The organism is Streptomyces sp. NPDC048441, from assembly GCF_043200235.1.
Classification (GTDB): Bacteria; Actinomycetota; Actinomycetes; order Streptomycetales; family Streptomycetaceae; genus Streptomyces.
Genome location: NZ_JBICXM010000001.1, coordinates 256,398 through 280,642, shown reverse-complemented (window position 1 = coordinate 280,642; position 24,245 = coordinate 256,398). Strand labels below are relative to the sequence as shown.

Sequence of the window (24,245 nt, the reverse complement as noted above, 5' to 3'; positions counted from 1 at the left end):
TTCCCCCAACCCGGCTCCGGTCCGGACTCCGTCCCCGAAGGAGCGCACATGTCCCACCGAAACGCGTCCAGACGCACCCTGCTCGCCGCCACGGCCGTCGCCGCGGCGGCACTCGCGAGTCCCGCCGCCCACGCGGCGGGCAGCGGCGACCAGCACCGTGCTCGCGACCGGAAACTCCGGGAGCTCATCTCCCGTATGAGCCTCGAAGAGAAGGTCGGCCAGCTCTTCGTGATGCATGTGTACGGCCACTCCGCCACCGAGCCCGACCAGGCGGACATCGACGCGAACGTGGAGGAGCTCGGCGTGCGCACCGCCGCGGAGGCGGTCGCCAAATACCACCTGGGCGGCGTCATCTACTTCGGCTGGGCCCACAACACCCGTGCCCCGCACCAGATCGCCGACCTCTCGAACGGCATCCAGCGCGCGGCCCTCACCCCGGAGCACCCGAAGCAGTCCCCCACCGCCCGCATCCCGCTGCTCATCTCCACCGACCAGGAGCACGGCGCCGTGGCCCGCGTAGGCATCCCCGCCACGCTGCTGCCCGGCGCGATGGCCCTGGGCGCCGCCGGCTCGCCGTCCACCGCACGCAAGGCCGCCCGGATCGCGGGCGCCGAGCTCCGCGCGCTCGGCATCCGCCAGAACTACGCCCCGGTCGCCGACGTGAACGTCAATCCCGCCAATCCCGTCATCGGCGTACGCTCCTTCGGCGCCGACCCCGAAGCGGTCGCGGACCTGGTCGCCGCCCAGGTCAAGGGCTACCAGAGCACGGACATCGCATCGACGTCCAAGCACTTCCCCGGCCACGGCGACACCAAGGACGACAGCCACTCCAAGCTGCCCTACATCCACCACACCCGCGAGCAGTGGGAGACCCTGGACGCCCCGCCGTTCCGCGCGGCGGTGGGCGCGGGTATCGACTCGATCATGACCGCGCACATCGTGGTCCCCGCCCTTGACCCCGCCGAGGACCCGGCCACGCTCTCCCACCCCATCCTCACCGGCATCCTGCGCGAGCAACTCGGTTACGACGGGGTCGTGGTGACGGACTCGCTCGGGATGCAGGGCGTACGGACGAAGTACGGCGACGACCGCGTCCCGGTGCTCGCCCTGAAGGCGGGCGTCGACCAGCTCCTCAACCCGCCGAAGCCGGAGATCGCCTGGAACGCGGTGCTCCAGGCGGTGCGGGGCGGCGAGCTGACGGAGGCGCGCCTGGACGAATCGATCCTCCGGATCCTGCGGCTCAAGTCGAAGCTCGACCTGTTCAGCGACCCGTACGTCACCTCGCGCGGTGTCGACCGCGCGGTCGGCACGCGCGAGCACCTCGCCGCGGCCGACCGCATCGCCGACGAGACGACGACACTGCTGCTCAACGAGGGCGGGCTGCTTCCGCTGTCGCACAGCACGCACCGGAAGGTGCTCGTGGTGGGCGCCGATCCCGCGTCGCCGTCGGGGACGACGGGGCCGCCGACGGCCGTACTGGGCGGCCAGCTGACGGAGTCGGGCTTCTCGGCGACGGTCCTGCCCACCGGCACCGCTCCCTCCGCCGCCAAGATCAGTGAGGCGGTGGCAGCCGCCGCGGACCATGACGCGGTGCTCGTGGGCACGTACAACGTCGGGGCGGGGAGCGCGCAGATCGCGCTGGTGGAGGCCCTGGTGGCGACCGGCGTCCCGGTCGTCGCGGTGGCGATCCGCAATCCGTACGACGTGGCGCTGCTGCGGTCCGTGGGCGCGTCCCTTGCGGCGTACTGCTGGACGGATGTCGAACTGCGCGCCGCGGTACGGGTGATCGCGGGGCGCGTCGAGCCGCACGGGCGGCTTCCCGTACCGGTGCAGCGGGCGGATGATCCCGCGCAGGTGCTGTACCCGGTCGGATACGGACTGACGTACTGAGTCGTACGCCACGCCCCCGGCGCACCACCTCTACCTGAACCAAAGCACCCCGCGCACCTGGCGTGTGCCCGCCCCGGCGGGTCACGCTGGGTGCGGATATCGGGGGGATTGCCATGCTTGCCATGCTTGGCTGGAGATGTGCGGGGGCTGTGGGGACCGCGGGGGTGCTGGTCGCGGTGTTCGCCGGTGTGACCGGCTGCCAGAAATCATCGGACCCGGGATCGGGATCGGATTCGTCGGACCGCCAGCCGTCATCGTCGTCGTCCGGGTACGGCGCGGTCTTCCTCGCCGTCGACGAGTGCAGTTCGCGGGGCCGCGCGACCTTCACGGAGGTGCCGTGCACGAGCGAGCGGGCCGCGGCGCGGGTCATCGCCCGCTACGACGACAAGGTCGCGGAGGGTCCTCCCTGCCCCGTACGTACAGACTTCGTACTGCACATCACCGAAGGCAGACCCACGAGGAACGAAGTGCCGCGGGGCTACGCCTGTATGCGCAACCTGGAGGAGCCGCATCCCGGGGACCCGGGGGGTGGGGGCGGGCCCCGGACTGTCGTCGGGGACTGCGTCTACAGCGCGGGGCGGGGCGAGGTTCGGGAGACGGCGTGTGATGGGTCCGGCGCGAAGGCCCCGGAGTATCGGGTGAGGGTGGCGGTGACTGAGCGGGCCCTGTGTCCTGCCGCTACGCAGCTGTATGTGGCGCTGGGGGGTGGGGAGTCGGGGAAGCCGGTGGGGTGTGCGGTGCGGGTGTGAGCGGGTCTCCCCCCGCCGGAGGGGCTGAATTCTCAGCCCCTCCGGCGTTCGAGGACGAACTACGGGCGCAGAGTCAGCTCCTTCTGCGCGTCCTTGCGGTCAAGCTTCGCGTCGTACGGAGCCAGCGGCTTCGGGGACGCCGAAGTCGAGACCCCGGCCCACGCCTGAATCCGCTCCGTCGCCTTCGCCTTCTCGGCGGGGACGAGGCCGGCCACGTTCGCGCCGTGGTTGGCGCCCGGCGCGGTGAAGACGTAGGAGTCGTGCTTCGCGCCCGTCGCGGGGTGGAACGGCTCCGCACCCCAGGGGTCGTTACCCCCGTAGACGTACAGCATCCGCTGCGCGTTGTGCCGCACCCAGCGGTCCACGTCCTTCATGGCACCCGGCTCGAACTTCATCGGGATGTCACGCGGCACGAAGTTCCGCGGCGGCTGGTAGCCGTAGCGGCTCAGGTCGCCGAGCCAGGGCTGCTTGATGTCGGGCGAGCCCAGCTGCGTGCCGGCCTGGTAGTAGTACGGCGTGTACGGGGTCAGGCCCTGGTCGGCGTAGGAGGACCAGCCGCCCACCTCGTCGATGTAGTCGAAGATCGCCTGGTCCGACGCGGACTTGGCGTCGGGGACGTCCGCGCACGCGGACTCCGGCTGGTACTGCCAGAAGCCCCACACCATGTCCAGGACGACGGCCTCGTAGGCCTTGTCCAGGTTCCCGACCGTCTTGAAGGTGTAGCCGCCCGCCTCGGCGAACGCGGCGTACTTCTTCTCCAGCGGCTCACGGCGCACGAGCGCCTCGCGCTGCACGGCCTCCAGCTTGGTGCGGCACTCCTTGGTGCCGACCGTCTTGAAGAACTCGTCGTAGGCGGAGTCTTCCTTGTTCACCACGTCGTTCGGGGCGACGTACGCGACGACGCCGTCCATGTCACGCGGGTAGAAGCGCTCGTAGTACGTGGCGGTCATGCCGCCCTTCGAGCCGCCGGTCGTCAGCCACTTCTTGTCGTAGATGGGCTTGAGCGCCTTGAAGATGCGGTGCTGGTCGCTCGCGGCCTGCCAGATGTCGAGCTTGGACCAGTCGGCGGGCTCGGGGCGTGACGGCGTGAAGTAGCGGTACTCCACGGAGACCTGGTTGCCGTCGATGATCCGCGTCGGCTCGCTGCGGCTGGGAGTGGTCGAGACTCCGTAGCCGCTGGTGAAGAGGGCCGTCGGGCGGGCGGTGTCCTTGTGCAGAACCGTCAGACGCTGCTTGAAGGTGCCCTTGGAGGGGTGCCGGTGGTCGATCGGCTGGGTGTAGTTGAGGACGAAGTAGCGGTAGCCGGCGTACGGCTTCTCCTCGATCAGGCTCATGCCCGGTATCGCGAGGAGCCGGTCCTTTATGTCGGTGGCCTGTGTGTCGACGGCCTGCGGCTTCGCGGCGGTGGCCGCTCCTGCCGCACTCGCTGTGCCCGCGGTGCCTATGCCTATGAGCACCACTAGCGACAGCAGCCATCTGAGCGCCTTGCGCATGCACTCTCCCCTGAGTGGTTCACGGTTGCGTCCGCCGGAACTTATCGGAGCAACTCGTTCACCACTAGGGGCACTTGCGTCACACTCGGGCGCACTCCATCACAAAGGGGGCGCTGTACCCAGAAAACCGCCCCCAGCCCCTCAGCCCCTCAGCCCCTCAGCACAGGATCCAGCCCGAGCTGGTGCTCCCCCCGCCGACCTCTCCCCTCACCCACACACACCGGCGACCCGCGTGCACCGTCACCGGGCCCGCGTGATGGGTGTAGCGGCCCTTGTCCCTGGCCGGGCGGTTGCCGCGGGCCTGGACGCTGACGGACATCGTCTTGCGGGCGCCGGGGCGCTTGGCGATGGTGACGGCGCAGACGTAGCTGCGACTCTTGTAGACCACGACCTTGCCCGTACTGAAGGAGAGGGTGCGCACCTTGTGCCCGGCGCAGCGGCCCGCCGATGCCTGCGCCTGGGCCGTTCCCGCACCCGCGACGACACCGAGCAGGACGGTTGCCGCAAGGACGCCCGCACCGAACGCAAAGCGCCGCCGTATTCGACCAGTGCTCACCGGTTCCCCTCCCGCCACTTCCGCATCAGCGTACTGATGTACGGACGCGGCCCGCAGGGCGCCCGGTTGCGAAACCGCCGCGATTCGTTCAACGGCTACTTCGTTCAACGCTACGGAGCGGCCCTACGCGGCCGACGGCTCGGCCTCCCCCACGAACGTCCGCCACAGCCGCGCGTACCGCCCGTCGAGCGCGAGCAGCTCCTCGTGCGTGCCGTCCTCCGCGACCCTGCCGCGGTCCATCAGGACCACGCGGTCCGCGCGGGCTGCCGTGGTGAGGCGGTGGGCGACGACCAGCGTGGTGCGCTTGCCCGCTATGCGGTCGGTGGCCTGGTTGACCTGTGCCTCCGTGGCGAGGTCCAGGGCGGCGGTCGCCTCGTCGAGGAGCAGGATGTCCGGGTCGACGAGTTCCGCGCGGGCCAGGGCGATCAGCTGGCGCTGCCCCGCGGAGAGGTTGCGGCCTCGTTCGGAGACCTCGTGGAGGTAGCCGCCGTCCAGGGTGGCGATCATGTCGTGCGCGCCGACCGCGCGGGCCGCGGCCTCGACCTCCGCGTCGGTGGCGGCGGGCCGCCCGTAGGCGATGGCGTCGCGCACCGTGCCCGCGAAGAGGTAGGCCTCCTGCGGAACGACACCGAGGCGGTGGCGGTACGAGGTCAGATCCAGGGACCGCAGGTCCGTGCCGTCCACCGTCACCCGGCCGCCGGTCGGGTCGTAGAACCGGGCGACGAGCTTGACGAGGGTCGACTTGCCCGCGCCTGTCTCGCCGACGAACGCGACGGTCTGGCCCGCGGGGATGCGGAGCCGCACATCGCTGAGGGCTTCCTCCTCATCGCCGTACGCGAAGTCCACGTCCTCGAAGGCGATCTCGCCGCGCAGCGACAGGACGTCGAGGGGCTTGTCGGCGGCCTCGGTCGATGTCGGCTCCTGGAGCAGCTCCTGGATGCGGCCGAGCGAGACGGTGGCCTGCTGGTAGCCGTCGAAGACCTGCGAGAGCTGCTGGACGGGCGCGAAGAACAGGTCGATGTAGAGGAGGTAGGCGACCAGGGCGCCGGTCGTCAGCGTCCCCGCCTCCACCCGGCCCGCGCCGACCATCAGGACCGCGGCCGCGGCGACCGCCGAGAGCAGCTGCACGAACGGGAAGTAGACGGAGATCAGCCACTGCCCGCGGATGCGCGCGCTGCGGTAGTCGGCACTGCCCGCGGCGAACTTCTCGCGGCCCGCGCGCTCACGCCGGAAGGCCTGCACGATGCGAAGACCGGCCACGGACTCCTGAAGGTCGGCGTTGACCACCGAGACGCGCTCGCGGGCGAGTTCGTACGCCTTGACGCTGGACCTGCGGAAGAAGAACGTGCCGATGATCAGCGGCGGCAGCGTCGCGAAGACGACGAGCGCGAGCTGAATGTCGATCACGACGAGCGCGACCATGATGCCGAAGAAGGTGACGACGGAGACGAACGCGGTGACCAGGCCCGTCTGGAGGAAGGTGGACAGGGCGTCCACGTCCGTCGTCATCCGGGTCATGATGCGCCCGGTCAACTCCCGCTCGTAGTAGTCGAGTCCGAGCCGCTGGAGCTGGGCGAAGATCTTCAGGCGGAGGGAGTAGAGGACGCGTTCGCCCGTCCTCCCGGTCATCCGCGTCTCGCCGATCTGCGCCGTCCACTGGACGAGCACGGCGAGCAGCGCGAGCCCGGAGGCCGTCCACACGGCGCCGAGCGCGAGCTGTGAGACGCCCTCGTCGATGCCGTGCCTGATCAGTACGGGGAGCAGCAGGCCCATGCCCGCGTCGATCGCGACGAGGAGCAGCGCGAGCAACAGTGGCTTCCCGAATCCGGCGAGGAGGCGGCGGAGCCCGTACGACTCCTCCGTGGTGACCGCGCGCGCCTCGTCGATGCCGGGGGTGTCGGTGGCCGGGGGCAACGCGTCGACCTGCGCGAGGAGTTCGGGCGTCGCGGGCATCCCGGACATCGCGGTGTCCTTGGGCTCGCGGTCGCCGACCCAGAGCTGCGGCGTGATGCCTCGCTCGGCGTCGAACTCGGCGTCGAGCTCATCGCGTACGGAGGTGTCCTCGGGCAGCTCGACCGGCACCGCACGGCCCGGCGAGACGCCGCCGAGCTCGTCGGGGTCGGTCAACAGGCGCCGGTAGAGGGCCGATCGCTCGGTCAGCTCCTCGTGCGTGCCGATGGCGGCGAGCTTTCCGCCGTCGAGTACGGCGATGCGGTCGGCGAGGTTCAGGGTGGAGCGACGGTGGGCGATGAGGAGGGTGGTGCGGCCTGCCATGACACCGCGCAGGGCCTCGTGGATCTCGTGCTCGACCCGCGCGTCCACCGCGGACGTCGCGTCGTCCAGGACGAGGAGCCGGGGGTCGGTGAGGATGGCGCGCGCGAGGGCGACGCGCTGGCGCTGGCCGCCGGAGAGGGTGAGCCCGTGCTCGCCGACGGTGGTGTCGTAGCCGTCGGGCAGCTCGGATATGAAGCGGTCGGCCTGGGCGGCGCGGGCCGCGGTCTCGATCTCCTCCTGAGTGGCGCCCGGCTTTCCGTACGCGATGTTGGCGCGGATGGTGTCGGAGAAGAGGAAGGAGTCCTCGGGCACGAGCCCGATGGCGGCCCGCAGCGATTCGGTCGTCAGCTCGCGCACGTCGTGCCCGCCGATGAGGACGGCGCCGTGGGTCACGTCGTAGAAGCGGGGCAGGAGCAGCGAGACGGTGGACTTTCCGCTGCCGGATGTTCCGACGACGGCGAGGGTCTCGCCGGGCCTGATCTCGAAGGAGAGGCCGTCGAGGACGGGGCGGCTGTCCTCGTAGGCGAAGGAGACGTCGTCGAACTCGACCGTCGCCGGAGCGTCTGCGGGGAGCGCCTTGGTGCCGTCCTTCAGCGTCGGCTCGGTGTCGATGAGCTCCAGGACGCGCTCGGCGCCCGCGCGGGCCTGCTGGCCGACGGTGAGCACCATGGCGAGCATACGGACGGGCCCGACGAGCTGGGCGAGATAGCTGGAGAAGGCTACGAACGTACCGAGCGTGATCTGTCCGCGCACCGCGAGCCAGCCGCCGAGCGCGAGCATCGCGACCTGCCCGAGCGCGGGCACGGCCTGCAGTGCGGGCGTGTACTTGGAGTTGAGCCGAATGGTGCGAAGGCGCCCCGCGAAGAGCTTGCGCCCGACCTCCCGGAGTTTCCCGGTCTCCTGCTCCTCCTGGCCGAACCCCTTCACGACACGTACGCCGGAGACGGAGCCGTCCACGACTCCGGCGACGGCGGCGGCCTGGGCCTGCGCGTACCAGGTCGAGGGGTGCAGTCGGTTGCGGCTGCGCTTGGCGATGAACCAGAGGGCGGGGGCGACGGCGAGCGCGACGAGGGTCAGCGGGATGGAGAGCCACGCCATGATCACGAGGGAGATCACGAAGAGCAGTACGTTGCCGATGGTCATCGGCAGCATGAAGAGCAGGCCCTGGATCAGCTGGAGGTCGCTGGTGGCGCGTCCGACGACCTGCCCGGTGGACAGCTCGTCCTGCCGCCGCCCGTCGAGCTCGGTGATCGTCCCGTACATCTCGGTCCGCAGGTCGTGCTGGACGTCGAGGGCGAGGCGGCCGCCGTAGTAGCGGCGGATGTAGGTGAAGACGTAGACGAGGGCGGCGGCGCCTATGAGGGCGGCGGCCCAGGGGCCCATGGAGCGCGTCTTGTCCCCGACGACGTCATCGATGATGACCTTGGTGATGAGCGGGACGAGGGCCATGACGGCCATACCGGCCAGCGAGGCCCCGAGCGCGAGCACGACGTCCTTCGGATACCGCCACGCGTACCCGGTCAGTCTCCTCGCCCAGCCGGATTTCTCCGGCCCGACCCCGCCCCGTTGCTCCGCCACGTGCTGCCTCCCGTCGACCTGACCTGCCGAGAGGCACAACCCGGGGCGGGGCGGATTTCATCCCGCCGCAACAAAGAGGGGTCTGAGGACCTAGGTCCGGCCTAGGACCGGCCTAGGACCCTGTCAGCTGCCGGGGACCGCCACGGACGCCTCCCGCGGCGCGTCCGTCGGGGCGTAGCGCCCGGCCGCGGGGGTCCTGGGCGCCAGGTCCTTGTGGACGGCCTTGGCCACGCCCTGGATGGTGGCGACGCCATAGTTCATGGTGCTGTTGCCGTGGGTGAGCACGGACAGGGTGTAGTCGTGGCCGCCGCCCTTGAACGCGCCGATGCTGTGCACCCGCCAGCCGTGGGTCGACCGCTGTAGCCAGCCGTTCTTGACGTGGATCTCGACGCCGGACGGCGCGCCCGCGGGGGTGCCCCAGCGCTGCGAGGGGATCACTTTGCCCATCAGCTCGAGGAGGTAGGCGCGGGAGGCGTCGGTCAGGACGGTGTTCTGGCCGGTGATCAGGGCGAGGAGCTGCTGCTCGTCGGTGGCGTTGATCCGGGTGAGGCCCCAGTAGCCGCCGGACCCCGGCACCGTTTTCGTCATCCCGGCGGCCCGGAGGAAGCCCGTCACCTTGGTCGCGCCGAGCTGGCGCCAGAGCGTACTGGTGGCCGCGTTGTCGGACTTGGTGATCATGGAGGTCGCGAGGCTCTTCTCGCGGGACGACAGGGCGCGGCCGGTCTTCTGGGCGTCCCACAGGAGCGTGGCGAGGACGGTCGCCTTGACGACGCTCGCCGAGTCGAACGAGGTCGTCGCGCGCAGGGTGCAGGTGGTGCCTGTGGCGCGGTCGCGGAGGCCGACCGCGACGGTGCCCTTGCGGTTCTTCAGCGCCGCCGTGATGTCCTTCGTCAGCTTGGCGGCCAGGCCTGCCTGCGCCGAGGCGCAGGTGACGCCCGGTGCCGTCGCGGCGACGGCGGGCGTGGCGGCCGAGGCCGCGCCGAGCGGCACGAGCACCCCGGCGGCGAGGCCAGCCGAGAGTATGCGGGCACGCCTGGATATCCCGGATATCGGGTGTGTCACGGAGTCTTCCCATCCCTGTCGGTCCGTACGAGCCCCTCGGGACCCGTACGAGCGCGCCCCCGGCGCACTCACCCCGCTTGACCCACGGGCACCCGTAGAGGTTGCACGAAGCCGTCCATTGATCGCAAAAAAGTCCCGGTGTCACACCGTTGAAAGCGTGTGACGCCGGGATTCTTCTGCGGCCGGCGCAGGCTCAGAGGTGCGTCGGCTCGAACATGCGCAGCACGGCCGGGAGCACGACGACCGAGGGGCCGGGCTCCCCGAGAGCCTTCGCGAGGTCGTCGCGGAGGGCCTCCGGGGTCGTGCGGACGCCCGGTACGCCGAAGGACTCCGCGAGGGCGACGAAGTCGGGGCGGGAGAGCTCCGTCGCCGTGGGCTCGCCGAAGGCCTCGGACATGTACTCCCGCAGGATTCCGTAGCCCCCGTCGTCCACGATCAGCCAGGTGACCGGCAGGCCGTGCTGCTTGGCGGAGGCCAGTTCCGCGATGGAGTACATCGCGCCGCCGTCGCCCGAGACGGCAAGGACCGGCTTCGAGGGGTCCGCGGCGGCCGCGCCGATGGCGGCGGGGAAGCCGTAGCCCAGGCCGCCCGCGCCCTGGGCGGAGTGCATCGTGTTCGGGCGCCGCGCGTCGAAGGCGGACCACGCCCAGTACGCCAGGATCGTCATGTCCCAGAAGGACGGTGACGTGTCCGGCAGGGCCTCCCGGACCGAGGCGAGGACCTGCTGCTCCAGGGTGAGCTCCTGGGCGGCGATACGGTCCTTGACCTTGGTGAGGACCGTCCGCACCCGCTCGGGGGCCGAGGGGTCCTCGCGGGGGGCGTCGATCGTCTCCAGGAGCGCGGAGAGCGCGAGCCGCGCGTCCGCGTGGATGCCGAGCGCCGGGTGGTTGGACTCCAGCTTTCCGGCGTCCGCCTCGATCTGGATGACCCGGCCGCGCGGCTTGAACGTGTGGTAGTTCGACGAGAGTTCGCCGAGGCCGGAGCCGATCACCAGGAGGACGTCGGCGTCCTCAAGGAAGTCCGTCGTGTACCGGTCCTCCAGCCACGACTGGAGCGACAGCGGGTGCTCCCAGGGGAACGCGCCCTTGCCGCCGAAGGTCGTGACGACGGGCGCGTTCACCAGCTCGGCGAGAGCGAGCAGCTTGCCGCTCGCATCGGAACGTACGACTCCGCCGCCCGCGATGATCGCCGGGCGCTCGGCCCGGCTGAGCAGGTCGGCCGCCACCGCGGTCAGCTCGGGGCGCGGGACGACATCCTCCGGGGTCGCGTCCATGGCCGTGACGACGGGCAGGGTCGTCTCCGCCAGCAGCACGTCCTGCGGGATCTCCACCCACACCGGGCCGTGCGGGGCGGTGAGCGCCGACTCCCAGGCCGCCGCGATCGCGGAGGGGATCTGCGAGGCCGTGCGGACCGGGTGGACGGACTTGACCACGTCTCTGAACGACGCCTGCTGGTCACGCAGCTCGTGGAGGTAGCCGTGCCGGCCGCCGCCGAGGCCCGCCACCGGGATCTGGCTGCCGATCGCGAGCACGGGCGAGGAACCTGCCGCCGCCTCCTGGAGCGCCGCGAGCGAGGTCAGCGCGCCGGGTCCGGTGGAGAGGAGGAGCGGGGCCACCTCGCCGGTGATCCGGCCGTACGCGTCCGCCGCGAAGCCCGTGTTGTTCTCGACGCGAAGGCCTACGTACGAGAGAGAAGAGCGGCGCAGGGCGTCGAACATGCCCAGCGCGTGCTGACCGGGGAGGCCGAAGACCGTCGTCGCGCCGAGGCCCTGGAGGGTCTCGACGACGAGATCGCCGCCGTTGCGCCCGGCGGGCGGGTTCAGGGCCGCCTCCTGCTGCGCGTCCGTGGGGCGCAGGACTACGTCGTGGTCGTGCGTCACTTGGCCGCGCTCCCCTCAGTGGTCCGGCGGGCCTCCGCGATCTGGCGGGACATGATCGTCGTCAGTTCGTACGCGGTGTGCGACGCGGCGACGGCCGTGATCTCCGCGTGGTCGTAGGCGGGGGCGACCTCGACGACGTCCGCCGATACGAGGTTGCAGGAGGAGAGCCCCCGCAGGATCTCCAGGAGCTCGCGCGACGTCATGCCGCCCGCCTCCGGGGTGCCGGTGCCGGGCGCGTGGGCCGGGTCCAGGCAGTCGATGTCGATGGAGATGTACAGCGGGCGGTCGCCGATGCGCTGGCGCAGCTGGTCGGCGACCTCGTCGGCGCCGCGGCGGTAGATGTCCGCCGACGTGACGATGCCGAAGCCCATCTTCTCGTCGTCGGTGAGGTCCTGCTTGCCGTAGAGCGGGCCGCGCGTGCCGACGTGGGAGAGCGCCTCGGTGTCGAGGATGCCCTCCTCGACGGCCCGGCGGAACGGCGTGCCGTGCGTGTACTCGGCGCCGAAATACGTGTCCCAGGTGTCCAGGTGCGCGTCGAAGTGCAGCAGGGCGACCGGGCCGTGCTTCTTGGCCACGGACCGCAGCAACGGGAGCGCGATGGTGTGGTCGCCGCCCAGCGTCATCATGCGGGCGCCCGAGCCGAGGAGGTCGTCGGCGGCTGCCTCGATCGTCTCGACCGCTTCGTTGATGTTGAACGGGTTGGCGGCTATGTCGCCCGCGTCCGCGACCTGCGCGAGCGCGAAGGGGGAAGCGTCCTGCGCGGGGTTGTACGGACGCAGGAGCCGCGAGGCCTCACGGATCGCGTTGCCGCCGAAGCGGGCGCCGGGGCGGTACGAGACACCCGTGTCGAAGGGGACGCCGACCACGGCGATGTCCGTCTTGCCGCCCACCTCGTCGATGCGAGGCAGCCTGGCGTACGTCGCCGGGCCCGCGTACCTCGGCACGCGGGAGGAATCGACCGGGCCGCGGGGGGTCGGGTTCTCGGCGCTGCTCATGGTCGGTTTCCTCCTGCTGGTCAGAGTGCTGCTGTGGTGCTCAGTGCTGCTTGGACAAGTGTCGCGCGGCCCACTGACAGTGGACCGCGCGCATGACTAGACGGCCACCGGCGATTCCGGTTCCGCTTCTTCGGTCCCACGCCCCGCGAGCCGCTCCCGCCAGGCCGCGAGGACGTCCGCGTCGGTCGGCTTCGTGGCGAGGGAGACGACGACGTACACGGCGAGGGAGATCAACAGGCCGTAGTAGACGGGCTCGTTGGCGAGGATTCCGTACCACCACATGAGCCCGATGACCGAGAGCCCACCGGCGACGACGGCCGACAACGCGCCCGTGCCCGTGCCGCGCTTCCACAGCAGCCCGCCGAGGATCGGCACGAGAAGACCGGCGACGAGCAGGTTGTAGGCGACGGTCAGCGCCTGGACGACGTCGTTGAGCGCGATGGCGATGCAGACGACGGCGACGCCCATGACCAGGATGAAGAGCCGGTTGCCCTTGACCTCGTCGTGCGGCTCGTCGCCTTCCCCCTTCGGGGAGACGGCGCCCCGCAGCCGCGACCAGATGTCGTTGTTGGCGACGGTCGCGCAGGCGATGAGCGCTCCGGAGGACGTGGACATCACGGCGGCGAGCGCCGCGGCGAGCACAAGGCCCCGTACGCCCATGGGCAGTTCGTCCTTGACGATGGTCGCGAAGGCCGCGTCCGCGCTCGGCAGCTTCGGGTACATGACCTTGGCCGCGGTGCCGATGACGGCGCCCGCGACGGCGTACACCAGACAGTAGGTACCGGCGACGGTGCCTCCGTAGCGGGCGACCTTGTCGCTGCGCGCGGTGAAGACGCGCTGCCAGATGTCCTGCCCGATGAGCATCCCGAACGTATAGATCAGGACGTACGTGAAGATCGTCTCGCCGCCGATGCCCAGCGGGTCGAAGTACTCGGTGGGCAGCTTGGCCTTCATCTCACTGAAGCCACCGGCCTTGACGACGGCGATGGGGAGAAGGAGGAGCAGCACGCCGACGGTCTTCACCACGAACTGCACCATGTCGGTGAGCGTGATGGACCACATGCCGCCGAGCGTCGAGTAGGCGACGACGATCGAGCCGCCGAGGATGATCGCCAGGGTGCGGTTCATGTCGAAGATGACGTCGAAGATCGTGGCGTACGCGATGGTCGATGTGACCGCGAGCATCAGCGTGTACGCCCACATGACGACTCCGGAGATGACGCCCGCGCGCCCGCCGTAGCGGAGGTCGAGCATCTCGGAGACGGTGTAGACCTTCAGGCGTGCGATGCGCGCCGAGAAGAAGACGCTCAGCGCGAGGAGCCCGAGGCCGATGGTGAAGACCATCCAGGCGCCGGAGAGCCCGTACTGGTAGCCGAGGCCGACGCCACCGATGGTGGACGCGCCACCGAGGACGATGGCGGCCATGGTCCCGGAGTACATCCACGGTCCGAGGCGGCGTCCCGCGACCAGGAACTCGCTCTTGGACTTGGCGCGGCGCATACCCCACCAGCCCATCGCGAGCATACCGGCGAGATAGACGACGATCACTGTGTAGTCGACGGCCATAGGGCCCTCCTTCGCGCACCTCGGTGGCGTGTCGTGCAGATGGGGGTGATGCAGATGGGGATGGTGACCGGCCATGGGGACATCCGCCCGTACCCACGGCCTGGGGTCGGCACGACCTTAGGTGGCCGGAAAGCAACGCTGAAGTGTACGTTTCATCCACTCTTCACGACCGAGATGGATGGAACGTCCACCGTGCCGGACCCCGCCGCATCAGCCGCCTCTTCCGGAGCCGTTTCCGTGGCTCCCCCCACCCCGCCCGTCCCGCTGACCGCGCTGCTCGCCCGGGAGGATCTGGGCCTGCGCCAGATCGCGGGCCCCGACGCCGGGGAGAGCGGGGCGGCCATCCACTGGGTGCACACCTCGGAGATGGCGGACCCGTATCCGTATCTCCTGGGCGGCGAGCTGCTGTTGACGGCGGGCGTGCACATCACGGACCCGGTGGGCGCGGGCGTCTACCTCGACGATTACGTGGCGCGGATCGTCGAGGCGGGTGGCTCGGCCCTCGGCTTCGGCGTCGCGCCCGTGCACGACACGGTGCCCCGCGCCCTGGTGACGGCCTGCGACCGCTACGGCCTGCCGCTCCTGGAGGTGCCACCGCGCACCACGTTCAGCGGGGTCGCCCGCGCGGTGTGGCGCCTCGTCGCGGAGGCCAGGCACGCGGAGCTGCGCCGGGTCACGGAGGCCCAGCAGGGCCTCGCCACGGCCGCCGCACGCCCCGACCCGCTCCCTGCCGTCCTGCGGCAGCTCGCGGCACGTCTGAGCGGCTGGGCGGCCCTCTACGCACCGGACGGGGCGGTGCTGCACACGGCGGGGACGGCTCCGGGCGCCGGAGTGCGGCAGGCGGTGCGCGACCTCTCCGCGGTCCTGCGTCCCACCGGGCGGACCGGTCCCACCCCCGCATCCGCCACCGACTCCGTGGGCAGCACCCACCTCTCCGCGTACGCGCTCGGCGGCGGGCAGGGCTTCGCCCTCGGGGTCGCCGCCGACCGGCGCGAACCCGGGGACCACACCATCACCGGGGTGGCCGTCGTGCTGCTCTCGCTGCTCACCGGCAAGCACCAGGGCGCCGCCGAGTCCGCGCGTTCGGCGGCTCTCGTACGGCTGCTGCTCGGCGCGGCGGCGGACGATGTCACGCCACTCCTGGGGGCCGGGCAGTGGACCGTGGTGCACGCGCGCGGGGTCGCCGGTGTCGCCGGTGTCACCGGTGTCACCGGTGTCGATCCCGTGGCGCACGCCGTGGCCGCTTCCGCGCTCGCCGCCGCGCTGGACAGCGGCCTGGTCGACACGGACGCCGGGCAGGATCTCGTACGGCTCCTGCTCCCCGCCGACCGGGAGCCCACCGGGCAGCCGGGCTGGACGCTGGGCGTCTCCTCCCCCGCATCCCCCGGCGACCTGCCCGCCGCCGATGCCCAGGCGGCGCGGGCCCTGCGCCGTGCGGAGGCCACCCGCACCCCGCTCGTCCGGCACCGCGAGGCGGGCATCGCCGCCCTGGTCGCACCCGCCGAGGCCGACGCCCACGCGCGCGTGCTGCTCGCCCCGCTGGACGGCAACCGGGCCCTCACCGAAACCCTGCGCACCTGGCTCTCCCTGCACGGCAGTTGGGACCGCACGGCAACGGCACTCGGCGTACACCGCAACACGGTCAGACAGCGCATCACCCGGTGCGGGGCGCTCCTGGGTACGGACCTGGACGACCCGGACGTACGGATGGAACTGTGGTTCGCGCTCGGCCGCGAGAGCTGACGCGGGCGGACGAAGGGGCGCACGTCACATTCCAGGCTTCGGGACAGTCCGCCACCGCGTGGTCACCCCCGGCACAATGGGACCCATGCCCATACCCAGCCGTGCCGCGCTTGTCGACCACCTAGTCCGCTCCCGCATCGCGGGCAACGTCGCCACTCCCCGCGAGAACAACCTCAGCCACTACAGGAAGCTCGCGAACGGCGACCGCCACTACTGGCTCGGTCTGGAGCTCGGCGACCGCTGGACCGACGAGCAGGACGTCCTCGCGGTGATGGCCGAGCGGTGCGGTGTCATCGACGACACCGAGTTCCGGCAGGGGCAGGACACGATCGACCCCGAGCTGACGGTCGACGCCCTCGAGCGGATGGCCGCCCGTCTCCGTAAGGCCGCGGCGGGCAAGGAGAGGGTCCTTTTCGCCACCGGCCACCCCGGGGGGATGCTCGACGTGCACCGCGCGACAGCGGCCGCCCTGCGCACGGCGGGCTGCGAGATCGTCGTCATCCCGGAGGGCCTCACCGCCGACGAGGGCATGGTCTTCCAGTTCGCTGACGTGGCGATGCTGGAGCGCGGCGCGACCCTGTGGCACACGCACTCCCCGGAGCCGATGAACGCGATCCTGGACGGCCTGGAGCGCGAGGGCCGCCCACTGCCCGACCTGGTCGTCGCCGACCACGGCTGGGCGGGACGGGCGGGACAGCGCGGCATCGACTCCATCGGGTACGCGGACTGCAACGACCCGGCGCTGTTCATCGGCGAGGCCGAGGGCACCCTCCAGGTGACGATCCCGCTCGACGACCACGTCACGAGCCCGCGGTTCTACGACCCGATGACGGCCTACCTGCTCGACGCGGCGGGCCTCACGCCGGAGGCCTGAGTCACGGCCACGGAATTCACGGCCACGGAATTCACGGCCACGGGTTGAGCCCTTCCTCGCGCCGCTGGGAGTAGCCCGGCGTCGGGTCCAGATAGACCCGTCGTACGCCGGGAAACCGCTCCCGCAGCCGCTGCTCGGCCTGTTCGCAGGCCCACTCGATCTGCGCCGCCGTGGAGGCGTCACGGAAGTCGACCTTGGCGGCGACAAGGGCTTCGCGCGGCCCCTGGAGCAGCGTCGTCAGTTCGAGTACGGCCTCGACGTGCTCGGAGGCGAGCAGCACGTCACGGATCTCCTTACGCATCGGCTTCGGCAGCGGGCGCCCGATGAGGAGCTGGGCGTTGCTGCGGCCGAGCACCCAGGCGACGTACAGAAGCAGCGCGCCGATGCAGAGCGAGGCCGCGCCGTCCCACGCGCCGGATCCGGTGAGCTGCCCGCCGAGCAGTCCGCCCGCGGCGAGCACGAGTCCTGCGAGGGCGGCGGAGTCCTCCAGGACGACGGCCTTCACGGCGGTGTCGGGCGTGTAGCGCAGATAGCGCCCGAAGGAAGCCCCGAAGCGCTCCGCCTCACCGCGTGCCTGTCTGACGCCGGTGCGCAGCGAGTAGCCCTCCAGGAGGAAGGCGACGCCGAGCACGATGTACGAGATGAGCGGGTCGCCGAGGTCCTCGCCCGCCACCAGCGTGTGGATGCCGTCGTAGATCGAGAAGACGGCGCCGCCGACGAAGGTGGCGACGGCCGCGAGCATCGCCCAGATGTAGCGCTCGGGGCCGTAGCCCAGCGGGTGCTCCTCGTCGGCGGGCTTCTCGCTCCGCTTCAGGGCGGTGAGGAGCAGCAGCTCGGTGACAGTGTCGGCCAAGGAGTGCGCCGCTTCGGAGAGCATCGCGCTCGACCCGCTGATGACACCGGCGACGGCCTTGGCGACGGCGATCCCGAGGTTGGCGACGGCGGCGACTACGACGGTGAACGTGCTCTCGCCACCGCCCTCCGGCGGCTCCGGCTGACTGCTGTCGAGCGACTCACTCATGTATCGGACCGTATGTCCGATCAGCGCGGGACGCGAAACGTCCCTCCCCGAAGAAGCCGGTCAGCGCGGGACGCGAACGACACCTTCCTGAATCACCGTCACCGCGAGCCGCCCGTCCTGCGTCCAGATCCGGGCCTGGCCGAGGCCGCGCCCGCCGGACGCCGACGGCGACTCCTGGTCGTACAGAAGCCATTCGTCGGCCCTGAAGGGGCGGTGGAACCACATCGCGTGGTCGAGCGAGGCGCCGACGACGTCACCGACCGCCCAGCCGCCCCGGCCGTGCGCGAGCAGCACCGAGTCGAGCAGCGTCATGTCGGAGACGTACGTGGCGAGACAGACGTGCAGCAGGGACTCGTCGATGCCGCCGTCGAGTTTGCCGTTCGTACGGAACCACACCTGGGAGCGCGGCTCGCGCGGCTGCCCGACCGTGCCCCAGGGCGGTGCGTCCGCGTAGCGCAGGTCGACGGCCGCGCGGGCCTCGACCAGACGCTCGGCGACGCGTGCCGGCAGGTGGCGGGGCAGCATCTCGGCGGCGGTCGGCAGTGTCTCCGGGTCCGGCGCCGACGGCATCTCGGCCTGGTGCTCGAGCCCCTCCTCGTACGTCTGGAAGGACGCGGAGAGGTGGAAGATCGGCTGCCCGTGCTGGACGGCGACGACACGGCGGGTGGTGAAGGAGCGGCCGTCGCGGATCCGGTCGACGGTGTAGACGATCGGCGCACCCGGGTCACCGGCGCGCAAGAAGTACGCGTGCAGGGAGTGGGCAGGCCGATCGGCGGGGACGGTGCGTCCGGCCGCCACCAGCGCCTGGGCGGCCACCTGGCCGCCGAAGACGCGCGGGACGAGCGCCGAGCGGCTCACGCCCCGGAAAATGTCCTCCTCGATCTGCTCGAGGTCGAGCAGATCGAGGAGGTCTTCAAGTGCCTTGTTCATGAACTCAGTTCTACAGGGGGATCTTTACAGGCCCATGTCCTTGGCGATGATCATCTTCATGACCTCGCTGGTGCCGCCGTAGATGCGGTTGACGCGGTTGTCCGCGTACAGGCGGGCGATGGGGTACTCGTTCATGAAGCCGTAGCCGCCGTGCAGCTGGAGGCACTTGTCGATGACGCGGTGCGCGACCTCGGTGGTGAACAGCTTCGCGGACGCGGCCTCGGCCGCGGTCAGCTCGCCCGCGTCCAGGGCTTCCAGGGCGCGGTCGGCGACGGCCTCCGCGGCATCGACCTCGGCCTGGCAGGCGGCGAGCTCGAACTTGGTGTTCTGGAAGGAGGCGACGGTCTTGCCGAAGACCGTGCGGTCCTGCACGTACTCCTTGGCGAACCGGACGGCGGCCTTGGCCTGGGCGTACGCGCCGTAGGCGATGCCCCAGCGCTCGGAGGGGAGGTTGCTTCCGAGGTAGTAGAAGCCCTTGTTCTCCTCGCCGAGGAGGTCCTCGACGGGGACCTTGACGTCGACGAACGCCAGCTCGGCGGTGTCGGAGACCTTCAGGCCCAGCTTGTCGAGCTTGCGGCCGATGGAGTAGCCGTCGGACTTGGTGTCGACGGCGAAGAGCGAGATGCCGTGGCGGCGGTCCTCGGCGGTGGGCGCGGACGTACGGGCGCAGACGATCACGCGGTCGGCGTGCACACCGCCGGTGATGAAGGTCTTGGAGCCGTTGAGGACGTAGTGCGTGCCGTCCTCGGAGAGCTTGGCGGTGGTCTTCATGCCCGCGAGGTCGGAGCCGGTGCCCGGCTCGGTCATCGCCAGGGCCCACATCTCCTCGGCGGAGACGAACTTCTCCAGGTAGCGCTTCTTCTGCTCGTCGGTGCCGAGCGCCTTGATGTACGGCAGGGCGAGCAGCACGTGCACACCGGAGCCGCCGAAGCTGACGCCCGCGCGGGCCGTCTCCTCGTACTGGATGGCCTCGAACTTGTGCGACTCGATGCCCGCGCCGCCGAACTCCTCGGGGACGCTGATGCCGAAGAGGCCGAGCTCGGCCAGCTTGTAGTAGAACTCGCGCGGCACGATTCCCGCGGCGAACCACTCTTCGTGGACCGGGACGACCTCGGCCTCGATGAAGGCGCGCAGAGTCTCCCGGAACGCCTCGTGGTCCTCATTGAAAACGGTACGGCGCACGGAGAACTCCTTCGATACGGCACCAGACTCGGCCAGACGCAAGACGACTAAGCGCTTGCTCAGATGAACGTTACCCGCCGGTCACCGGACCGTCCAGAGAGAAGTCCTGTCGCCCCCGTCACGCCACCGCCGCCGCGAACGCCCCGCGCGCGAGGCGGTGCAGCAGACCCGCCATGGCCGTCCGGCTCGGCAGCGCGTCACGCCTGCTCAGGTGCGGCGTGGAGTTGAGCAGCCCGAACACCGCGTGCACGGAGACGCGGGCCGCGTTCTCCGCGAGGTCGGGGTAGGCCTTGCGCACGACGTCGACCCAGATCTCCACATACTGCCGCTGGAGCTGGCGGACGAGCTTGCGGTCGCTGTCCCGCAGCCGGTCGAGCTCGCGGTCGTGCAGGGTGATCAGGGAGCGGTCGTCGAGCGCGAAGTCGATGTGCCCCTCGATGAGCGCGTCGAGCACCTGATCCGGCGAGCCCGCGGATCCGGTCGCGCCGCCCGGACCACCCGGGCCGCCCGCGCCGTCCGCATCGGCGACACATCGCTTGCCGCCGGTGAGCAGCTGCCCGCTGATGCCGACGAGCAACTCGGCGAGCATCGCGTCCTTGCCCGCGAAGTGGCGGTAGAGACCGGGGCCGCTGATGCCGACGGCGGCTCCTATCTCGTCCACTCCGACTCCGTGGAAGCCGCGTTCGGCGAAGAGCCGGGCGGCTTCCCTGAGGATCTGCTCGCGACGGGTGGGGGCGTCGGTTCTGGTGGCCATGGAATCAATTCTAGACAGGGCGGTTAGCGGTCGTTAACCTGAACGCAATGCGTTAACGCTCATTAACCGAGCAAGGGGGCTCGACTGATGCTGCAGGCACCGGTGCTGACGAGCGCGGCTGATCCCGCGTCCGAAGCATGGCGGACGAACGAGGCGGCGCACACCGCCCTCGTCGAAGGCCTGCGGGCCAAGCTCGCCGCGGCCAGGCTCGGCGGCGGTGAGCGGGCAAGGGCCCGCCATGTCGCCCGCGGCAAGCTGCTGCCCCGCGACCGCGTGGACGCGCTGCTCGACCCGGGCTCGCCCTTCCTGGAGCTGGCGCCGCTCGCGGCCGACGGGCTGTATGGAGGGGACGCGCCCGCCGCCGGGGTCATCGCCGGAATCGGCCGGGTCTCCGGGCGCACATGCGTGATCGTCGCCAATGACGCCACCGTCAAGGGCGGCACGTATTACCCGATGACGGTGAAGAAGCATCTGCGCGCCCAGGAGGTCGCGCTGGAGAACCGCCTCCCCTGCCTGTATCTGGTGGACTCCGGGGGCGCCTTCCTGCCCATGCAGGACGACGTCTTCCCGGACCGCGAGCACTTCGGGCGGATCTTCTACAACCAGGCGCGGATGTCCGGCGCGGGCGTCCCGCAGATCGCCGCCGTCCTCGGCTCCTGCACGGCGGGCGGGGCGTATGTCCCCGCGATGAGCGACGAAGCGGTCATCGTCCGCGGTCAGGGCACGATCTTCCTCGGCGGCCCGCCCCTGGTGAAGGCGGCGACCGGCGAGGTCGTGACGGCCGAGGAGCTGGGGGGCGGCGAGGTCCACTCCCGGGTCTCCGGGGTGACGGACCACCTCGCGGAGGACGACGCGCACGCGCTGCGGATCGTGCGGACGATCGTCTCCACGCTCCCCGAGCGCACCGAACTCCCGTGGTCCGTCCGCCCGGTCGAGGAGCCGAAGGCCGACCCTGCCGGGCTCTATGGAGCGGTGCCGACGGACTCCCGCACCCCCTATGACGTCCGCGAGGTCATCGCGCGCGTGGTCGACGGTTCACGGTTCGCGGAGTTCAAGGCGGAGTACGGCACGACGCTGGTCACCGGCTTCGCGCACCTGCACGGCCACCCGGTCGGCATCATCGCGAACAACGGCATCCTGTTCTCCGAGTCCGCCCAGAAGGGCGCCCACTTCATCGAGCTCTGCGACCAGCGCGGCATCCCGCTGGTCTTCCTGCAGAACATCTCCGGCTTCATGGTCGGCCGGGACTATGAGGCGGGTGGCATCGCCAAGCACGGCGCCAAGATGGTGACGGCCGTGGCCTGCACCCGCGTACCGAAGCTGACGGTAGTGATCGGCGGTTCGTACGGCGCGGGGAACTACTCGATGTGCGGCCGGGCCTACTCCCCCCGTTTCCTGTGGATGTGGCCGAACGCCAAGATCTCCGTGATGGGCGGCGAGCAGGCCGCGTCGGTCCTCGCGACCGTCAAGCGCGACCAGTTGGAGGCGCGCGGCGAGGAATGGTCGGCATCGGACGAAGAGGCCTTCAAGGACCCGGTCCGCGCCCAGTACGAACAGCAGGGCAATGCCTATTACGCCACCGCGCGGCTCTGGGACGACGGCGTGATCGACCCCATGGAGACCCGGCAGGTCCTCGGCCTCGCTCTGACCGCGTGCGCCGAGGCACCGCTGGGCGAGCCCGGCTTCGGCGTCTTCCGGATGTGAGGCGGACGATGACTGACTTCAGCAGGAGAGGGACGATGTTCGACACCGTGCTGGTCGCCAACCGAGGCGAGATTGCGGTCCGCGTCATCCGTACGCTGCGGGCGCTCGGCGTCCGCTCGGTCGCCGTCTTCAGCGACGCGGACGCGGACGCGCGGCATGTCCGCGAGGCGGACACCGCCGTACGGATCGGCCCGGCACCGGCCGCCGAGAGCTATCTGTCAGCCGAGCGGCTGATCGATGCGGCCGTACGGACGGGCGCTCAGGCCGTCCACCCGGGGTACGGCTTCCTCGCGGAGAACGCCGGCTTCGCGCGCGCCTGCGCCGACGCCGGGCTCGTCTTCATCGGCCCGCCCGCCGAGGCCATCTCCCTCATGGGCGACAAGATCCGCGCCAAGGAGACGGTCGAGGCGGCCGGGGTCCCGGTGGTCCCCGGCTCTTCGGGCAGCGGCCTGAGTGACGTGCAACTGGCGTCAGCCGCGCGGGAGATCGGTATGCCGGTGCTCCTGAAGCCCTCTGCAGGCGGCGGCGGCAAGGGGATGCGGCTCGTGCGGGACGAGACGGTGCTCGCGGACGAGATCGCCGCCGCGCGGCGCGAGGCACGGGCCTCCTTCGGCGACGACACGCTGCTGGTGGAGCGGTGGATCGACCGCCCCCGGCACATCGAGATCCAGGTCCTCGCGGACACCCATGGGAACGTGATCCACCTCGGCGAGCGCGAGTGCTCGCTCCAGCGCCGCCACCAGAAGATCATCGAGGAGGCCCCGAGCGTCCTCCTGGACGAGGCCACGCGCGCGTCGATGGGCGAGGCGGCGGTCCAGGCGGCGCGCTCCTGCGGGTATGCGGGCGCGGGCACGGTGGAGTTCATCGTGCCGGGCAAGGACCCGGCTTCGTACTACTTCATGGAGATGAACACCCGGCTCCAGGTGGAGCATCCGGTGACGGAGCTGATCACCGGGATAGACCTGGTGGAGTGGCAGCTGCGGGTGGCCTCCGGGGAGGAACTCCCGTACGCGCAGCAGGACATCACGCTCACGGGCCACGCGATCGAGGCCCGCGTATGCGCCGAGGACCCTTCCCGCGGTTTCCTGCCGTCCGGCGGCACGGTCCTCGCCCTGCACGAACCGCAGGGCGACGGCGTGCGGACCGACTCCGGCCTGAGCGAGGGCACGGAGGTCGGCAGCCTGTACGACCCGATGCTGTCGAAGGTCATCGCCTACGGCCCGGACCGCGCCACGGCCCTGCGGAAACTGCGGGCCGCCCTCGCGGAGACGGTGACGCTCGGCGTTCCGACGAACGCGGGGTTCCTGCGGCGGCTCCTCGCCCACCCGGCGGTGGTCTCCGGGGAGTTGGACACGGGCCTTGTGGAGCGGGAAGCGGAAGGGCTCGTACGGCAGGGGGTGCCGGATGAGGTGTACGAAGCCGCCGCTGCGGTGCGCACCGCCGCCCTCGAGCCCGTCGGTGACGGCTGGCGGGACCCGTTCTCGGTGCCAGGGGGCTGGCGTCTCGGCGGCACCCCGGCCCCACTGACCCACCACCTCCGCGTACCGGGCCACGAACCCGTCGCGCACATCGCCACCAAGGACCCGCGCACCGTGCAGCCCGGCCGCGTCACCGTCCACGTGGACGGACTCACCCACACCTTCCACCGCGCGGGCGACTGGCTGGGCCGGGACGGCGACGCCTGGCACGTCCAGGACCACGACCCCGTGGCGGCGAGCCTCACCGGTGCCGCCCACTCGGGAGCCGACGCCCTCACGGCCCCCATGCCCGGCACCGTCACGGTCGTCAAGGTGTCCACCGGCGATCGCGTGACCCAGGGGCAGAGCCTCCTCGTGGTGGAGGCCATGAAGATGGAGCACGTCATCTCCGCCCCGCACGCGGGCACCGTCAGCGAACTCGACGTCACACCGGGCGCGACCGTCGCCATGGACCAGGTCCTTGCCGTGGTGATCCCGGACGAGGCGGAGGAGGACAAGAAGTGACCACCGACGCACG

At 70.9% G+C, this 24,245-nt stretch carries 17 protein-coding genes; 6 read left to right on the top strand and 11 right to left on the bottom strand.

The features are described 5' to 3' along the window. The first annotated feature begins 48 nt into the window (after window positions 1-48). Window positions 49-1,890: a glycoside hydrolase family 3 protein gene (locus ACGFSB_RS01260; RefSeq protein ID WP_393392278.1), complete on the top strand. Its 1,842-nt coding sequence runs from the start codon at window positions 49-51 to the stop codon at window positions 1,888-1,890. A gap of 113 nt (window positions 1,891-2,003) precedes the next feature. After that, window positions 2,004-2,639, top strand: coding sequence for a hypothetical protein (locus tag ACGFSB_RS01255; RefSeq protein ID WP_393392276.1), 636 nt, complete (start codon window positions 2,004-2,006; stop codon window positions 2,637-2,639). Between the two features lie 59 nt (window positions 2,640-2,698). Here ACGFSB_RS01255 and ACGFSB_RS01250 read toward each other — a convergent pair whose 3' ends face one another. From ACGFSB_RS01250 to ACGFSB_RS01220, 7 genes are all read right to left on the bottom strand, one after another. Further along, window positions 2,699-4,132: a S28 family serine protease gene (locus ACGFSB_RS01250; protein WP_393392273.1), complete on the bottom strand. Its 1,434-nt coding sequence runs from the start codon at window positions 4,130-4,132 to the stop codon at window positions 2,699-2,701. Between the two features lie 157 nt (window positions 4,133-4,289). After that, complete coding sequence (locus ACGFSB_RS01245; RefSeq protein WP_393392270.1) at window positions 4,290-4,688, bottom strand: hypothetical protein; 399 nt, start codon at window positions 4,686-4,688, stop codon at window positions 4,290-4,292. A 123-nt stretch (window positions 4,689-4,811) separates the two neighbouring features. Continuing rightward, window positions 4,812-8,540, bottom strand: coding sequence for an ABC transporter ATP-binding protein (locus ACGFSB_RS01240; RefSeq protein ID WP_393392267.1), 3,729 nt, complete (start codon window positions 8,538-8,540; stop codon window positions 4,812-4,814). 123 nt (window positions 8,541-8,663) lie between these two features. Continuing rightward, window positions 8,664-9,602 (bottom strand): serine hydrolase, encoded by a 939-nt coding sequence (locus ACGFSB_RS01235; protein ID WP_393392265.1) that lies wholly within the window; start codon window positions 9,600-9,602, stop codon window positions 8,664-8,666. Between the two features lie 193 nt (window positions 9,603-9,795). Next, entirely contained in the window at window positions 9,796-11,481 is a 1,686-nt protein-coding gene (locus ACGFSB_RS01230; RefSeq protein ID WP_393392262.1) for a thiamine pyrophosphate-binding protein, read from the bottom strand. Continuing rightward, the gene (speB, locus tag ACGFSB_RS01225; RefSeq protein ID WP_393392259.1) at window positions 11,478-12,476 is read right to left on the bottom strand and encodes an agmatinase; all 999 of its coding nucleotides are present in this window, start codon (window positions 12,474-12,476) and stop codon (window positions 11,478-11,480) included. Before speB ends, ACGFSB_RS01230 begins: the two co-directional genes overlap by 4 nt. Window positions 12,477-12,572: 96 nt before the next feature. Continuing rightward, complete coding sequence (locus ACGFSB_RS01220) at window positions 12,573-14,042, bottom strand: sodium:solute symporter (RefSeq protein ID WP_393392256.1); 1,470 nt, start codon at window positions 14,040-14,042, stop codon at window positions 12,573-12,575. A gap of 174 nt (window positions 14,043-14,216) precedes the next feature. Here ACGFSB_RS01220 and ACGFSB_RS01215 point away from each other — a divergent pair, with 174 nt between their 5' ends. After that, the gene (locus tag ACGFSB_RS01215; protein WP_393392253.1) at window positions 14,217-15,785 is read left to right on the top strand and encodes a PucR family transcriptional regulator; all 1,569 of its coding nucleotides are present in this window, start codon (window positions 14,217-14,219) and stop codon (window positions 15,783-15,785) included. An 85-nt stretch (window positions 15,786-15,870) separates the two neighbouring features. Then, window positions 15,871-16,659, top strand: coding sequence for a phosphatase (locus tag ACGFSB_RS01210; protein WP_393392250.1), 789 nt, complete (start codon window positions 15,871-15,873; stop codon window positions 16,657-16,659). A 31-nt stretch (window positions 16,660-16,690) separates the two neighbouring features. On the opposite strand, the gene ACGFSB_RS01205 is transcribed toward ACGFSB_RS01210, so the two are convergent. From ACGFSB_RS01205 to ACGFSB_RS01190, 4 genes are all read right to left on the bottom strand, one after another. Continuing rightward, on the bottom strand, window positions 16,691-17,680 hold the full coding sequence (locus ACGFSB_RS01205; RefSeq protein ID WP_393392247.1) for a cation diffusion facilitator family transporter: 990 nt from the start codon (window positions 17,678-17,680) through the stop codon (window positions 16,691-16,693). A 60-nt stretch (window positions 17,681-17,740) separates the two neighbouring features. Continuing rightward, window positions 17,741-18,610, bottom strand: a complete 870-nt coding sequence (locus ACGFSB_RS01200) for an acyl-CoA thioesterase (RefSeq protein ID WP_393392245.1) — start codon at window positions 18,608-18,610, stop codon at window positions 17,741-17,743. A gap of 24 nt (window positions 18,611-18,634) precedes the next feature. Then, window positions 18,635-19,792 carry an acyl-CoA dehydrogenase family protein gene (locus ACGFSB_RS01195; protein WP_393392242.1) on the bottom strand — a complete coding sequence of 386 codons (1,158 nt, stop codon included), beginning with the start codon at window positions 19,790-19,792 and terminating at the stop codon, window positions 18,635-18,637. Between the two features lie 118 nt (window positions 19,793-19,910). Further along, window positions 19,911-20,546: a TetR/AcrR family transcriptional regulator gene (locus ACGFSB_RS01190; RefSeq protein ID WP_393392240.1), complete on the bottom strand. Its 636-nt coding sequence runs from the start codon at window positions 20,544-20,546 to the stop codon at window positions 19,911-19,913. 87 nt (window positions 20,547-20,633) lie between these two features. Here ACGFSB_RS01190 and ACGFSB_RS01185 point away from each other — a divergent pair, with 87 nt between their 5' ends. Further along, the gene (locus tag ACGFSB_RS01185) at window positions 20,634-22,250 is read left to right on the top strand and encodes a carboxyl transferase domain-containing protein (RefSeq protein WP_393392238.1); all 1,617 of its coding nucleotides are present in this window, start codon (window positions 20,634-20,636) and stop codon (window positions 22,248-22,250) included. 35 nt (window positions 22,251-22,285) lie between these two features. Then, entirely contained in the window at window positions 22,286-24,232 is a 1,947-nt protein-coding gene (locus ACGFSB_RS01180) for an acetyl-CoA carboxylase biotin carboxylase subunit (RefSeq protein ID WP_393392235.1), read from the top strand. The last annotated feature ends 13 nt before the right edge of the window (window positions 24,233-24,245 follow it).

Excerpts from the sequence above, each read along its gene's own strand:
- ACGFSB_RS01220 (WP_393392256.1), bottom strand. The coding sequence starts at position 14,042 with ATGGCCGTCGACTACACAGTGATCGTCGTCTATCTCGCCGGTATGCTC.
- ACGFSB_RS01215 (WP_393392253.1), top strand. The coding sequence starts at position 14,217 with ATGGATGGAACGTCCACCGTGCCGGACCCCGCCGCATCAGCCGCCTCT.
- speB (WP_393392259.1), bottom strand. The coding sequence starts at position 12,476 with ATGAGCAGCGCCGAGAACCCGACCCCCCGCGGCCCGGTCGATTCCTCC.
- ACGFSB_RS01190 (WP_393392240.1), bottom strand. The coding sequence starts at position 20,546 with ATGGCCACCAGAACCGACGCCCCCACCCGTCGCGAGCAGATCCTCAGG.
- ACGFSB_RS01210 (WP_393392250.1), top strand. The coding sequence starts at position 15,871 with ATGCCCATACCCAGCCGTGCCGCGCTTGTCGACCACCTAGTCCGCTCC.
- ACGFSB_RS01180 (WP_393392235.1), top strand. The coding sequence starts at position 22,286 with ATGTTCGACACCGTGCTGGTCGCCAACCGAGGCGAGATTGCGGTCCGC.
- ACGFSB_RS01260 (WP_393392278.1), top strand. The coding sequence starts at position 49 with ATGTCCCACCGAAACGCGTCCAGACGCACCCTGCTCGCCGCCACGGCC.
- ACGFSB_RS01205 (WP_393392247.1), bottom strand. The coding sequence starts at position 17,680 with ATGAGTGAGTCGCTCGACAGCAGTCAGCCGGAGCCGCCGGAGGGCGGT.
- ACGFSB_RS01200 (WP_393392245.1), bottom strand. The coding sequence starts at position 18,610 with ATGAACAAGGCACTTGAAGACCTCCTCGATCTGCTCGACCTCGAGCAG.
- ACGFSB_RS01185 (WP_393392238.1), top strand. The coding sequence starts at position 20,634 with ATGCTGCAGGCACCGGTGCTGACGAGCGCGGCTGATCCCGCGTCCGAA.
- ACGFSB_RS01255 (WP_393392276.1), top strand. The coding sequence starts at position 2,004 with ATGCTTGCCATGCTTGGCTGGAGATGTGCGGGGGCTGTGGGGACCGCG.
- ACGFSB_RS01250 (WP_393392273.1), bottom strand. The coding sequence starts at position 4,132 with ATGCGCAAGGCGCTCAGATGGCTGCTGTCGCTAGTGGTGCTCATAGGC.